Annotated in this window: 16 protein-coding genes, 1 tRNA gene and 1 pseudogene; 8 read left to right on the top strand and 10 right to left on the bottom strand. The window is 69.9% G+C overall.

Annotated elements, in window-relative coordinates; genetic code table 11:
* The first annotated feature begins 391 nt into the window (after positions 1–391).
* From hisA to BM064_RS24230, 5 genes are all read left to right on the top strand, one after another.
* Positions 392–1,114 (top strand): 1-(5-phosphoribosyl)-5-[(5-phosphoribosylamino)methylideneamino]imidazole-4-carboxamide isomerase, encoded by a 723-nt coding sequence (hisA, locus tag BM064_RS24250; protein ID WP_092865356.1) that lies wholly within the window; start codon positions 392–394, stop codon positions 1,112–1,114.
* Between the two features lie 179 nt (positions 1,115–1,293).
* Complete coding sequence (locus BM064_RS24245; protein ID WP_143103439.1) at positions 1,294–1,926, top strand: hypothetical protein; 633 nt, start codon at positions 1,294–1,296, stop codon at positions 1,924–1,926.
* Positions 1,927–2,131: 205 nt separating this feature from the next.
* Positions 2,132–2,890, top strand: a complete 759-nt coding sequence (gene hisF / locus BM064_RS24240) for an imidazole glycerol phosphate synthase subunit HisF (RefSeq protein ID WP_092865351.1) — start codon at positions 2,132–2,134, stop codon at positions 2,888–2,890.
* A gap of 68 nt (positions 2,891–2,958) precedes the next feature.
* Complete coding sequence (locus BM064_RS24235; protein WP_177236394.1) at positions 2,959–3,276, top strand: phosphoribosyl-ATP diphosphatase; 318 nt, start codon at positions 2,959–2,961, stop codon at positions 3,274–3,276.
* Between the two features lie 57 nt (positions 3,277–3,333).
* Positions 3,334–3,410: transfer RNA gene (locus BM064_RS24230), tRNA-Arg, on the top strand.
* A gap of 499 nt (positions 3,411–3,909) precedes the next feature.
* On the opposite strand, the pseudogene BM064_RS28530 reads toward BM064_RS24230, so the two are convergent.
* The 10 genes and pseudogenes from BM064_RS28530 to BM064_RS24170 form a co-directional block, all read right to left on the bottom strand.
* Positions 3,910–4,917 (bottom strand): annotated as a pseudogene (locus BM064_RS28530) (recombinase family protein); the annotation flags it as partial.
* 5 nt (positions 4,918–4,922) lie between these two features.
* The gene (locus tag BM064_RS24210) at positions 4,923–5,240 is read right to left on the bottom strand and encodes a hypothetical protein (protein ID WP_092865339.1); all 318 of its coding nucleotides are present in this window, start codon (positions 5,238–5,240) and stop codon (positions 4,923–4,925) included.
* Between the two features lie 95 nt (positions 5,241–5,335).
* Entirely contained in the window at positions 5,336–5,728 is a 393-nt protein-coding gene (locus BM064_RS24205) for a hypothetical protein (protein WP_092865336.1), read from the bottom strand.
* 137 nt (positions 5,729–5,865) lie between these two features.
* A complete protein-coding gene (locus BM064_RS24200) occupies positions 5,866–6,270 on the bottom strand; it encodes a hypothetical protein (protein WP_092865333.1) in 405 nt (134 codons plus the stop codon).
* On the bottom strand, positions 6,267–7,883 hold the full coding sequence (locus BM064_RS24195) for a type IV secretory system conjugative DNA transfer family protein (RefSeq protein WP_092865330.1): 1,617 nt from the start codon (positions 7,881–7,883) through the stop codon (positions 6,267–6,269). The genes BM064_RS24200 and BM064_RS24195 overlap by 4 nt, the downstream gene beginning before the upstream one ends.
* A gap of 4 nt (positions 7,884–7,887) precedes the next feature.
* The gene (locus BM064_RS24190) at positions 7,888–8,148 is read right to left on the bottom strand and encodes a hypothetical protein (RefSeq protein ID WP_092865327.1); all 261 of its coding nucleotides are present in this window, start codon (positions 8,146–8,148) and stop codon (positions 7,888–7,890) included.
* Positions 8,145–8,522, bottom strand: coding sequence for a hypothetical protein (locus tag BM064_RS24185; protein WP_092865324.1), 378 nt, complete (start codon positions 8,520–8,522; stop codon positions 8,145–8,147). Before BM064_RS24185 ends, BM064_RS24190 begins: the two co-directional genes overlap by 4 nt.
* Entirely contained in the window at positions 8,519–9,049 is a 531-nt protein-coding gene (locus tag BM064_RS24180; RefSeq protein WP_092865321.1) for a hypothetical protein, read from the bottom strand. The genes BM064_RS24185 and BM064_RS24180 overlap by 4 nt, the downstream gene beginning before the upstream one ends.
* A complete protein-coding gene (locus BM064_RS24175) occupies positions 9,046–10,257 on the bottom strand; it encodes a hypothetical protein (protein ID WP_092865318.1) in 1,212 nt (403 codons plus the stop codon). Before BM064_RS24175 ends, BM064_RS24180 begins: the two co-directional genes overlap by 4 nt.
* A 142-nt stretch (positions 10,258–10,399) precedes the next feature.
* Positions 10,400–10,858, bottom strand: a complete 459-nt coding sequence (locus BM064_RS24170) for a hypothetical protein (protein ID WP_092865315.1) — start codon at positions 10,856–10,858, stop codon at positions 10,400–10,402.
* 292 nt (positions 10,859–11,150) lie between these two features.
* Between BM064_RS24170 and BM064_RS27140 the strand changes: the two genes are divergently transcribed.
* The 3 genes from BM064_RS27140 to BM064_RS24155 form a co-directional block, all read left to right on the top strand.
* Complete coding sequence (locus BM064_RS27140) at positions 11,151–11,828, top strand: hypothetical protein (protein WP_143103438.1); 678 nt, start codon at positions 11,151–11,153, stop codon at positions 11,826–11,828.
* Positions 11,829–11,867: 39 nt separating this feature from the next.
* The gene (locus BM064_RS24160; RefSeq protein ID WP_143103437.1) at positions 11,868–12,869 is read left to right on the top strand and encodes an ATP-binding protein; all 1,002 of its coding nucleotides are present in this window, start codon (positions 11,868–11,870) and stop codon (positions 12,867–12,869) included.
* Positions 12,870–12,901: 32 nt separating this feature from the next.
* Positions 12,902–13,176, top strand: a 275-nt coding sequence (locus BM064_RS24155; protein WP_143103436.1) for a transposase, incomplete at its 3' end; no start/stop codon positions are given.

The following is a 13,176-nucleotide window of genomic DNA, read 5'->3' as shown; positions in this document are numbered from 1 at the left end:
GCGCCGCCTGACGGCGGCGCGGGCGGTCTGCAGGCGCCCTGCGGGCGGGCCTGGCTGCGTCGCGCGTGTGGGGAAAGCAGGGAAGATCACGGAGGGCGGGAGCCTCCGGCGGGCTCCTGACTCACCCAAGAACAGGGCCCGCGCCTGTTCCTCGGATCCGTCTCTCGCTGAAGATGCCTGAGCGACTCGGCCGGAGGGCTCAAGGACGAGCCGGCTTCGCCGGTCGCTTCGCGATCCTTGACCCCTCCGGCCGAGTCGCTCTGATCGGCATCAGCGAGAGACGGCTCCGGAGAACAGGCGCTCCCGGCGGGGCTCGTGGCTTGCCTTCGGGGGCGGGCCGGTCCAAATCTCCGCCGCCCCCGCCCCGCTGCAGATCCCGGAGACCGGCGCCATGATCCTCTACCCCGCCATCGACCTGAAGGAGGGCCGCTGCGTGCGCCTGCTGCGCGGCGAGATGGAGAGCGCCACCGTCTTCAACGAGGATCCCGGCGCGCAGGCGCGCGCTTTCCAGGACGCGGGCTGCGCCTGGCTGCACATCGTCGACCTCGACGGCGCCTTCGCCGGGCGGCCCGCCAACGCCGACGCGGTCGAGAAGATCCTGGGCGCAATCGCCATCCCCGCGCAGCTCGGCGGCGGCATCCGCGACATGGCCCAGGTCGAGGCCTGGCTGGCCCGCGGCGTCGCCCGGGTGATCCTGGGCACCGCCGCCGTGCGCGACCCCGCGTTCGTCAAGGCCGCCGCGCGCGCCTTCCCCGGCCGCGTGGCCGTCGGCATCGACGCCCGCGACGGCATGGCCGCGGTCGAGGGCTGGGCCGAGACCACCGACATCGCCGCCGTGGACCTCGCCCGCCGCTTCGAGGACGCCGGCGTCGCCGCCATCATCCACACCGACATCGACCGCGACGGCGCCATGCAGGGGCCCAACATCGCCGCCTCGGCGGCGCTGGCGCACGCGGTCTCGATCCCGGTGATCGTCTCGGGCGGGGTCTCCTCGATGGACGACATCCGCGCCGCCAAGGCCTGCGGCGCGCCGCTGGACGGGGTGATCTCGGGTCGCGCGCTCTACGACGGGCGGCTGGATCCGGCCGAGGCGGCGGCGATCCTCGCCGCCTGACCGGCGGCGCCGGCGCGGGCCTCCGGGGCGGCCGGCGACGGCGCCCCGCAGATAATGATGGAAGACCGTTTCACGCTGTGACTATTCTTTCCGCAGGGGGAACTGCCGGGGGAGCGGCTGCGGCGCAGCGATTCGGCAGGACGGCCCTGTCGATTTTCGCTTTTGAAACGGGACCAGCGATGCAGTCTTTCAGGATGGCGGCCCTCGCGGCCGCCCTTTGCGCGGCAGGCACGGCGCCCGCCGCGGCGAGCGTGGTGTTCGACTACCTCGGCCCCACGATCTACGACGGCGGCGGCTATGGAACCTACGCCTGGCCGATCACCGGCTACATCGCGATCTCGGACGCGAGCTTCGCCCCCAACGCAACGCTGACGGCGGCCGACCTGGTCGACCTGTCCTTCGTCGTCTCCTGGAGCGGGCTCGAGCTGACCTTCGCCCTGGCGGAGCTGAGCTGGATCTGGGCCGAGATGGTGGTCGACGCGACCGGCGAGGGCTTCGCCAGCTTCGCCCTGGGGATCGAGCAGGAGCTTTACGCCGGCCTCGCGCCCACGGGTCCGGAAACCCTGCTGCTGTGGGACGTCGCCGGCTCGGCGATCGGCTTCAACGACCAGCGGCCGAACGAGTTCCCGTTCGACACCTACTACAGCGGCGCCGTGTCCAGCGAGATGGGAGCCCTGACCCTGCGCGCCTCCGCGGTCCCGGCGCCCGCGGCGCTGCCGCTGCTGGGGGCGGGCGCGCTCCTGCTGGGCCTGGCCTCGCGCCGGCGCGGCCGCACGGCGCCCGCCGCGCACGCCGACCGCGCGGCGGTCTGAGAGAGGGGCGCCCCGCCCCCGGGCGCCGGGGCCGGGCCCCGCCCCGGAGCCCGCGCCGCGGCCGTCCCGAGGGGCGCGGCCGCCCGGCCGCGCAGGGTCTGCGCGGCCGGGCGGAGCACTGCGTCGCAGGCCGCCCGCCCCCTTTCGGTTCCCCCGCCCGCCGGGCTATAGGGAGGCGCGCCGCCGCCCGCCCGGAGACCTCCCCATGCTCAAGACCCGCGTGATCCCCTGCCTCGACGTCGCCGGCGGCCGCGTGGTGAAGGGCGTGAACTTCGTCGACCTGGTCGACGCGGGCGACCCGGTGGAGGCCGCGCGCGCCTACGACGCCGCCGGCGCGGACGAGCTTTGCTTCCTCGACATCGCCGCCAGCCACGAGAACCGCGGCACCCTCCTCGACATCGCCGCGCGCACCGCCGAGCAGTGCTTCATGCCGCTCACCATCGGCGGCGGCGTGCGCACGGTCGAGGACGTGCGCAACCTGCTGCTGGCCGGCGCCGACAAGGTCAGCTTCAACACCGCCGCCGTGAACACCCCCGAGGTGATCGACGCCGCCGCCGAGAAATTCGGCGCCCAGTGCATCACGGTCGCCATCGACGCCAAGACCGTCGCCCCCGGCCGGTGGGAGATCTTCACCCACGGCGGGCGCACCGCCACCGGCCTCGACGCGGTGGAATTCGCCCTCGATATGGAACGGCGCGGCGCGGGCGAGATCCTGCTGACCTCGATGGACCGCGACGGCACGCGGGCGGGCTACAACCTGCCCCTGACGCGCGCGGTGGCCGACGCCGTCTCGATCCCCGTGATCGCCTCGGGGGGCGTCGGCTCGCTCGAGCACCTGGTCGAGGGCGTGACCGAGGGCCATGCCTCGGCGGTGCTCGCCGCCTCGATCTTCCACTTCGGCCACCACACGATCGGGGAGGCGAAGGCGGCGATGGCCGCGGCCGGCATCCCCGTGCGCCTGTGACCCGCCCGCCTGCGCCCGCGAGGAGCCCCGCCATGCCCAAAGCGTCCGTCTCCGCCCCTGCCCTGGACCTGTCGGTGCTGGCGCGGCTCGACGCCGTGATCCGCTCGCGCAAGGGGGCCGATCCGGCGAGCAGCCACACCGCGAAGCTGTTCGCCAAGGGTCCGCGCAAGTGCGCCCAGAAGTTCGGCGAGGAGGCGGTCGAGGCGGTGATCGCCGCCGCCGCCAACGACCGCGCCGAGCTGAAGTCCGAAGCCGCCGACACGCTCTACCACCTGCTGGTGATGCTGGCCGCGCGCGACGTCCCCTTCGGCGAGGTCCTGGCCGAGCTGGAGCGCCGCGAGGGCGTCTCGGGCGTGGCCGAGAAGGCCTCGCGCCCGAAGGGCTGACCCCCGCAGATCGCGCGTTGCACCGCCCCGCGGCGGACGCTATACACCGCCCTCGAAGCACCCGTAGCTCAGCTGGATAGAGCGCTGCCCTCCGAAGGCAGAGGTCACAGGTTCGAATCCTGTCGGGTGCGCCATCTCACTTCTCGCCATGCTGAACGCCTCCAACGCCTTGAACGGGCTGGAGAATTTCGGGGTTCGAAACCCCTCTCCGCGTACATAGGCGAGCCTGTCCCGGAAGCCCAATCTGAGGACCAGGCGGCGCAGCTCCAGATGCCCTGAAGCCCAGAGTTTCCAGGGGTTTGCGAGGAAACGCATGGAGAGTTCGAACATCTCGCCGAAGCCTCGCTTCGGCTGGCCCGCGGCGAGGGCCTTTTCCTGCAGCAGCAGCTTCTCGGTCTCGAGCCTGGCGATGCGCCGCTCGTAGGCGGCGATCACGGTGGGATTGTCGGCCTCGACGATGCGGTCGAGGAGCTGGGCGGTCTGGCGTTCGATGCGGTCGGTCTCGGCCTTCGCATATGTCGTCGCCTGCTCGGCGCGGGCGAGGCGGTCGTCCCAGAGGTCGCGGAACATGGCCTGCGCCACGCGCACGAGGCTGGGCGCGGGCTGGAGGGTCTGCAGGAGCGTTTCGAAGTCGCCCTCCAGCGCGTCGCGTGGGATCGACTTGCCGCGGCTGGCGCAGGCGCGGTTGAAGCAGAGGTAGTAGGGGTGGCGCTTGCCGGTCTTGCTGCGCGACCAGTTGGCGGTCAGCGGCCGGCCGCAGTCGCCGCAGGTCACGAAGCCGCGCAGCGGGAAGGCCTCGGCCAGATCGGCGCGCTCGGGGGCCTTGCGGGGGCCGTGCAGGCGCTCCTGGATCTTCAGCCAGGTCTGAAAGGAGATCAGGCCTTCGTGGCGGGCCTCGCGGCGCGAGACGTTCCAGCCGGGCACCTCGATATGGCCGGCATAGAGGATGCGGGTGAGGTATTCGGTGATCCGCTGGTTGCGGATCTGGCCGTCGGGCAGGTCGTGGGGGAAGTCGGGCTGGGCTTCGAGAAAACGCTTCACTTCCACCTGCGATTCGAAGCGGCCGGAGGCGAAGCCCTCCAGCGCCTCGGCGAGGATGCTCGCGCGAGGCTCGTCGCGCACCAGCAGGTTCCCGTGGCCCTGCATGCGCTGATAGCGATAGCCGACGGGCGCCTGGAAGCACCAGTAGCCGTTGAGGGTGCGGGCGCGCATGCGGTTGAGGGTCTGCTCGCCGTTCTTCTGGCGCTGGTGCTGGGAGACGCTGGCGAGCAGGTTCTCGACCAGCACGGAGTCGGAATCCTCCCCGAACTCGATCGAGGGGCTCTCCAGCTTGCCGCCGGCGCGGGCGATGTCGGCGCGCAGCTTCAGGTGGGCTTCGAGCCCGCGGGCGAGGCGGGAGATGTCGTCGATGATCACCACGTGAGAGTCGCGCCGGCGGGAGCGGAGGAAGGCGAGCATGGCGGTCATGCCGGGGCGAGCCGTCAGGCTGCCGGACATGTCGTCGACGAAGACCTGGACGACCTCCAGCCCCTTGTAGCGGGCGTATTCGCGGCAGCGGGTCTCCTGCGAGTTCAGGCCGTCCCCGCGGGTGGTCTGCTTGAGGCTGGAGACGCGGCAGTAGATCACCGCGGGGCGGGACATGGGGCTCATTCGCGGTCCTCCCTGCCGGCGGCCTCGAAGCGGGGGCCGAGCCGGTCGGGCTCGGGCGTATCGAGGATGTGTTGCAGCACATGGTCGACCCCGAAGGTCGCGCCCGGGCCGATCGGCGCGCCGGGCTTCACGCTGAAGCCCAGGTCGACGAAGCCCTGAAGGATGCGCCAGAGCGCGAGGAGAAGCTCGCGCTTCCTCGCGGCGTCGCTCTCTTCTTCGAGGAGGTCGCCGTAGCGCGCGAGGAGCCGGTCGCCGTCGATGCGATCCGCGTCGGCTGCGGCGGGGGGCGGCGCTGGCCGGTCCTGTTGCTCCATGGTCGTCCTTTTGATGGGGTTGGCGTTGGGCCCTGTCCGCGCGAGCGGGAAAGACGCGGCCGCTGCCCAGGGCTTGCGGGCGGCCGCGCAGGGGATCATCGCTGCGGCCCGGGCGCGGGGCGGTCGCGGAACCGGGCGGGGCGTTCGTCTCTGGGGGCGCGGGGCTCGCGACCACGGGCGTCGCGGGAGTCGCGCGCGGGGGGATGATCGTCGTCCCGGTCGATCAGGGTCTCGCGATCGGCCTGCAGGTCGCGGCGCAGGTTGCGGATCACGCCATGCGACTCGCGGGCGAGCTCGGCGACGCGGAGCAGCTCGTTCGCGCCGAACGAGGCGCTCTCCTGCAGCCTGCCGGCGCTGTCCTCGTAGATGCGGGTGAGGGTGACGGTGTGGAACGGTCCCTTGTCGCTGTCGTTCTGCCAGATGGCGGCCTTGAGGCGCCCGTCGCGCAGGGTCTGGATCGGGGCGTTGGTGGAACGGTCTTCGGTCATGGGCGTGTCTCCTTTCGAAGGCTTTGGGTGAGGGTTGGGAGGCGTTCGAAAGACGGCCTGGAGGCCATCGACTGCGAACGTAACGCGAACATATCACGGTTTATGAACTTATCGCAAGCAATTCATGCAAATATCGTCTATCGAATACGATCGAATTCCCAGCGGGAGCGCAGCTCGACTTCGCGCGTCGCCGCGCGGCTTCGCAGAAACTTCGCTCGCGCGTCGTCGTTGAAAGTCCGACCAGTCTCATCTTCGCCCGGCCACTTGGGCTCGTCTCCACGCCGCCGGTTCGGCGGCGCGAAGGAGGGGTGGGGGTCGGGAAGGCCGAAGGCGGGGCGTCTCAGCTCCTGGCCGGCGCCGTCGTCCGGATCCCGCGCCTCGGCCCTGCGGCCGGTCGCGGCGGCGCGGGCGCGGTCGAACGCCGCCCGCGCCTGGCCGATATCCGCGTGGAAGGGGAGGTCGCGCGCCGGCAGTTCGTGCCGGCGTTCGGCGGCGAAGCTCCGGACTTCGTCGTTGCGGAGGCGCTCGTTCGTCTCGCTCATGTCGGCTCGTCTCCGATCCAGGACCAGGTTCCGTCGCGATACTGGGGGAGGTCCGCGAAGGCGGCGGGCACGTTCCCGGTGAGCACAGGCCGCCGGCGCGGGCCGAAGCGGGTCTGCACGAGCACGCTGTCGAGCGGCGGATGGTAGGGGTTCGGGTGGTAGCGCCCCGCCAGCCAGCGTTGCGTCCAGTAAGGGGCGCGGCCGGCATAGATGGGACCCGGCAACCCGTCGGCGAAGATCAGCTGGCGGTCAGGCGGCAGGTGCATGACCTCGTCGGGAGTGAGGATCGAGCGCCGCTGCACGGCGCGGTGGACGGCGGCGTGCATCTGCTGGGCGAGCCGGGGGGCAGCGCGGAAGGCGTCCCCGCCCGAGAGGACGTCGCCCAGCAGGCGCCGGGCCTCCACGCCGGCGCGGCCCTGCGCAAGGGGGTCGTCGTAGTCGAGGGTTTCGGCCCCCATCATCTCCGAGACGCGCTTCGCGCTCTCGAGATCGCGGAGGCCGAACCAGGACTGCACGCTGGCGCTGGAGCAGATGATGCTGCGGGCGTCCTTTCCCAGCGCATTCATCTGCTGCTCGGTCTGGAACACCGCCCAGGGGCGGACGCCGATGCCCGCGCCATAGGCGAAGAGCTTCGGCACGAGGTCGAAACCCTTCAGCTGAGCGCATTCGTCCAGGATCCAGGTCTGCCGCAGCGCCTGCGGGGCGCGGGACTTGAGCACCATGGCGGTGGTGAAGATCGCCTTGATGACCGGCGCCCAGGGCGAGATCATCTCGGGCGGGGCCATCAGATAGACCTGCATCGCCGGCGCGCTGCGACAGAGGTCGGCGAGGTCGAAGTCGAAGGGCGGGGAGACGGAGTCGCGCAGCACCGGATCCGAGAGGCAGGCGACCGACTTCTGCAGCTCGCCGAGGATGCCGCGGAAGCCGCCGCTGGAATCCTCGCGGCCGGCGTGGATCTCTGCCTCGACGCTCCGGCAGGCGTCGATGCCGGAGGCGTGCATCTCCCAGGCGAGGTCGAGCCAGTCCCGCCCGCCCTCGGGGATTGAGGAGATCGCCCGGAAATAGTCCGGCAGCGTCAGCACGCCGTTGCGTTTTACAAGCGCGAGGCCGATGGCCTCGCCCCAGCGCCGCGCGTTCAGCTCGAAATACACCCCGTTCGCCGAGCCGCTCCGCGGCAGGAACTGCTCCTGAAACACCTTCATGTCGGAGAAGAGGGTCGGGCTCGACCACTTCAGATGGCCGACCGGGTTGACGCGGTCCTGCGGCAGCCCGTGGAGCGCCAGCGGGTTCCAGTATCGGCAGTGCTTGCCGTCCGGCGTCTGGTTCTGAGAGATCGCCGCCAGCTCGCCCTTGGGATCGAGCAGGAGAATGGTCTCGAGGCTGCAGATGCCGCTGAACAGGTTGTAGGCGAGGATGTCCCGCAGCTTCCCCGATCGCGCCCCCGCGACCATCAGCAGGCCGCCGTCGCCATCGCACCAGATCGGCCTCCCCCCGCAGAACCCCGGGAACAGCGATGTCGGCGTCTGGGTCAGCATGCCCGCGCGCAGCAGGTCGGCGCGCTCAGCGAACCGCGCGGAGCCGTGGCGATGCCATTCCCGATCTTCCCGGTTCATGGGCTCACCTCCTTCTCGATCGGGGCAGCAGGCGCAGCGCGGCCGCCAGGGACAGGGCGGAGACAACGAGCGAGACGCCGAAGCGCACGCCCGCGAAGATCAGGACCGCGAGGATCCCCTGCCAGACGAGGCCCAGAGTTCGGGCGGAGCCCGCGCCGTAGCCGTCGCCCACGGTCGCGAGCAGCCAGGGCAGCGTCGCCTCGCTCGCCTGCGGCAGCGCCACGACGGCGGCGGCGAGGCCGAGCGCAAAGGTGAATAGCTTCACGACGCGGCCCCTCCTCCCTCCAGCGTCTGGATCGCCGCGACGATCTCGCGGCGCACGAGGGCGAGGCGGCCATGCGAGCCCCAGATCACGCACGCGAGGTCCGAGCCGCGCAGGTCGCGGCTCAGGAACTGCATCCGCGCCACCCGGGTCCCCGCCAGCAGCCCGCCCGCGATGACCAGCGCTAGGAGCACGACCTCGTGGATATGGAGCAGGTCGCCGAAGGCGAGGCCGAACCCGCTCCCGCCGCTGGCGAGCATCACCCCGCCGGGCAGCAGCGGCCGCCGGACCGAGATCACGCTGATCCCGGCGAGGCGGTAGCTGTCGCGATGCGTCTCCACCGTGCTTGAGGACACGCTGACCGAGCCGAAGATCATGGCCGCCCCTCCCCCGCAAAGGGCAGGCAGGCGGGCGCATCCAGCGCCGCCCGCAGGCCACCCTCCATCGCCTCGACCTCCGGCAGGGAGATCAGGCGCGCCGAGCCCGCGTAGACCGCGAAGGGGATCATCGCCTCGCGGGCGTAGACGAGGCCGGCGCATTCGCAGCGCGAGCCTGCGCCCGCTGCCTCCCACTCCAGGCGGCGCGCCTCCGCCGCGCGCCGGAGCTTCCGGGCCTGCTCCGCCGGCCCTTCCAGATCGGGATTGCCGAACTGATGGCAAAGGCGGGCGATGTCGGGATGCAGCCAGCCGAGCTTGGCCGCGCAGTCGGTCGGCCGAGGCCGCTCCGCCGCCGGGGTCCGGGCGACGACCGAGGCCTTGATCCGGGCCTCGCAGGCGGGCCGCCAGCCCGCCTGCTCGACCATGCGCCCGGCGACCAACTGGCCGCCGAGCAGGCTCGCGCCCGCGTAGAGCGCGACGCCGAGAAGAAAACCGCCGTCGACAGGGAGACGTCCCAGATCGATCATGCCGAACCCTCCCCGCGCCGGGACCCGGCCGGCCGCCCGCGCCGCGGCGCGGCCGGGGCGGGTTCTTCGGCCTCGTCCTCCTCCCGCTCCAGCCGGTCGCGGAAGCTGACGAAAGCGAGGGTCCAGAGCAGCAGCGGCAGCGCGATCTCCGTCGCCAGCAGCAGGATGGCGAGCGGCAGGAAGCGTCCGATCTCCGACAGCGTGTCCGCGACCCCGGTCTGGGAGGGGAAGGTGGGAAGCGTCGCCTCCACCGGCCGGATCTCGCCCAGCACTGCCTTCAACCCGTCGGCATGGCCCTGCATCATCCGCCCGATGCGGGCGGCCGCCTCCGGGTTGCCCGGCACGGCGACGCCCCGCTCGAGCTCCTCGGCGTAGCCGCGCAGCAGCGCGACCGGCGCCGCCTGGCCGATGCCCGCCGCCGCCTGCGATATCCGCGAGGCGAGGCGTTGCGCCTCGCCCCGACGCGTCTTCGGATCCAGCGTCTCGTCGGCGACCACGCGGGCATAGTCCACGTTCAGAGCTTCAAGCTGGTCGGTCAGCTGGTCCGCGGCCATCAGCCCCTCGCGCAGCTGGGTCGCGACCGCGCCGGCGCGCTGCCACTCGCCGTGCAGCGCGAAATGGACGGGCCCCTCGCCGGTCTGCGACGAACGGCTCACGCAGCTCGAGACCTTCTCGCAGCGCGCCGTCTCCTCGATCTCCTCAATGATCGACTGAAGCGCGGCCTCCGCCTGCGCCGCCTCGAGGGCGACGCGGCCCTGCGCCTCCGCATAGGCCGCCTGCTCGGCGCCGAAGGCCTCCATGCGGACCTGTCCGGTCTTCTCGATGGTCAGCCCGCCGAAAGTGGCCGTCGCGGTTCCCGCGCCCACGACCAGCATGGCCGAAAGGCTCGCGCCCATGGCGAGCCGGCTGCCCATCGCCGCATAGGGCGCGCCGCGGTCGAGGGCCGTCCGATTGACGCCGAAGACCACCGCGGCGGCGGCGACGGTCAGCAGCCCGCACTTGAGATGGTCGACCAGCCCCTCCGCCCCGAGCAGCGCCGGCGCCGCGAGGCCCATCAGCCCGGCGGCAGCCAGAGCCTGCACCGGGACGAGCCAGGTCGTGTAGTGCAGCGCCGGCTTCTTGCGGAAGCGGCGGGTTGCCGGAACCTCCCCGGCGAACGGATCTGCCGCGCCTCGGCGGCTCCAGTCGTCGTGATCGGATTCGCTCATGTCGAACCTCCAGGATCGGGTGTCGGACCGCGGAAAGCCGCATCAGGTCATTCGCCCGAAGCGGATTGTGGCGCGGGCGCATTCCGGAGCGCCCTTCGCCGCGCTTCGCCCGCCCCGGCGGTAAGCCGGGCCGGGCGGCGCTTCAGGGCTGCAGGGGTTCGAGGAACTCGGGATGGCCGGCGCGGGCGAGCCAGACCTTCCGCGCCAGGCTCAGCCAGCACATCCGCGCCAGCAGCGGCCGGTCGAGCCGCTTGCCCCGCGGCGCCTCCGCCCGCGCCCGCAGCCGGTTCATCGCCCGGCGCAGGTCGACCCCGAAGGCGTCGCAGACCGTCCGCTCCTCCTCCGGCCGGCGAGCGACCGCCTCCCGGTCGATGAAGATCCGGTTCCAGTCGAAGAGGTCGCCGGCCGCCCGCTCGCCGAGCTGCTCGACCACCCAGTCAAAGCGGCTCGTCGCGGACCGACCGCAGAAGCCGGCCCGGGCGAGGGCGTCGAAGAACAGGGCGATGCCTTGTTCATAGGCGGGGTCCCTCAGCATGGCTTCGGGATCGCACCACACGTCGTCTTCGCATACGCGGGCCAGAGGACGGTCGACGAGGGTCATGCGGCCGTCCGGCAGGGGGACCGGCCACGCGTTCCGAACACGCCGACCGAAGTCGGCGACAGGGGGATGATACGCCATGAATTCACCTCCGTGGCGTGGCGGAGAAGCGCTTCACCTGGGTTCAGACGAAAGATCCGATCGGGACTGCGTTGGAGATGCCCGAGGTGGTTCAGGACAACCACCGGAATTAATCCGGAGGCTCCGGAGAAATTCTGGAACCATTCTGGAGCCCATAAGCGATTGTAAAAAAGGAGTTATTGAAAATACATAAAGTTTCTGTTATAAGTTGAGAATGAGTGATTTCAATGTTGAAGTTTTAGAGGTTCGCCGCAAGAGAGATCGAGAGACTGGACGACTCGTTCGCGAAGAATGGGTGGATGCCTCTGGCGAATTGCATCGGGACGATGGACCTGCGTTGCAGGAGTTCGACCCCACCACCGGCAGGCTAGCCAGGCGGGTTTACTTCCTCCACGGACGTATGGACCGTAGGGACGGACCTGCTGTCGAATGCTGGGATCCTGACACCGGCGCAAAGATCGAGGAGCGCTATTGCCGCGATAATCACACCAACCGAGGCAAGACCCATCTCGTCGCGCATTGGAAACGCTCACCCGTATCGGGAGTTCTGACTCTGGAGGACCGTGCGTTCGACGGCCTGCTGCATTGCGAGGACGGTCCAATGGTCATCGAGCGGGACCCGATATCTGGTCTGGTCACGGTCGAAGAGTGGTTCTTGAATGGGAGCCCGCATCGCGACGGCCCTCAAGCCGCAATCATCCATCGCGACGGCGCCACCGGCATCGTTTACCGCGAAGAGCATTGGAAGCATGGTCAACGACATGCCGCTCAGGGCCCTGCCATCGTTGATAGGGACCCGGAAAGCGGGGAGGTGACAAGCACGGAATACTGGCGGGATGGGGAAAAGGTCGGGGGGCCGCATGCAGATATTGACCGGGCGCTGGAACCCTAAAACACTCAGAATCCGTTCCGCACGCCAAAGGGGTTTCACGTGCGCAAAGTGGGTTTTGATGATTTCACGGCGAAAGTTGCCTCGCGCATTGATGAGCGCGCAAGAAAAGCTGTTGCGAAGGAGCTGAAGGAGATTGCCAGGACTGAGCTTGGCAATGGCACTGTTCCGGAAAAAATGAAGCGTTTGGCGCAGGTCATCAACAACGACGTGTTCAGGCCCGGATTGAATTCCGGCCCCAAATTCACCCCAGGGCACTGCGAAAGCTGGGGCCAAGGAAAGGGGAGCAGAGACGTCCTGGTGATGGTCTATTACTGGCTGCATCTGACTCACCCGGACCGAGCCAAGAAAATCGATGAGCTCGTGTTCGGAAGTCCCTTTCAGGCTAAGTTCCTACCGCGCGAGGATGACCCAGCGTTCAACATTGACGTTCAGACGACCCTTCCCGGTGCGCTATCGCTCCCCCGGTTCGAGCGTCCGCGTCTGCCGCTGAAAATCGCTACGGCGTCTAGCAACCCCAACCACTATTCCCAAGACATCATCGACGTGCTTGGCCGCGACGACGAAGTGAAGATCCTGAACGCATTCCTCGATGACGGAGCCTCGCCGGACTTTCGTTGGATGCAGCTCGCCGGCGACGGCGGCCAAGGCAAGAGCCGCCTCGCCTGGGACTTGATACGGCGCGCCGATCGGCGCGGCTGGCATTCCGGCTTCCTGCGTGCGGCGGACATGCCTGCGCTGGCCGGGACCTGGGCGGACTGGACGCCTGATGGACCGACGCTGGTGGTCTTCGACTACGTTCTCGGGATCGAGCGGCTGATCGGCGATGCCATGGAGGCGCTGGCCCGGCCGGACCGGAAAGTCCTGCACAAGGTGCGGTTTCTTCTGGTCGAGCGCCAAGCCTGGCCGGAGGGCGGTCTCAGCCCGTCCCAGGACCATGCAACCGGCATGTATAAGGCCGAGAGTCCACTTCAGCTCGCTCCCTCCGACGGAGCTGCGGCCTGGTTCCGTGAGGTGGTCCCCGAAATCCGGACAGGCGGCTAAGCTTGGTTCGTCGAGGATCGAGGACAAACGGGATGACGGGGAAGAGGCGGCGCTACAGCGCGGAGTTCAAGGCGAAGGTCGCGCTTGAGGCGCTGAAGGGCGACCTGACGGTGGCCGAGTTGGTGGCGAAGCACGGGGTGCATCAGACGCTGATCCACACGTGGAAGCGGCAGGCCGTGGAGGGGATGTCGACGGTGTTCTCGGGCAAGGCCGAGGCGGCGACGGCGGACCGGGAGGCGGAGCTGTCGAAGCTGCACGCGAAGATCGGCGAGCTGGTGGTGGAACGGGATTTTTTACGGAAAGCCTC

This window comes from Albimonas pacifica, from assembly GCF_900113695.1.
Lineage (GTDB): Bacteria > Pseudomonadota > Alphaproteobacteria > Rhodobacterales > Rhodobacteraceae > Albimonas > Albimonas pacifica.
The sequence above is the reverse complement of the archived record's forward strand: the minus strand, read 5'-3'. Positions and strand labels throughout refer to the sequence as shown.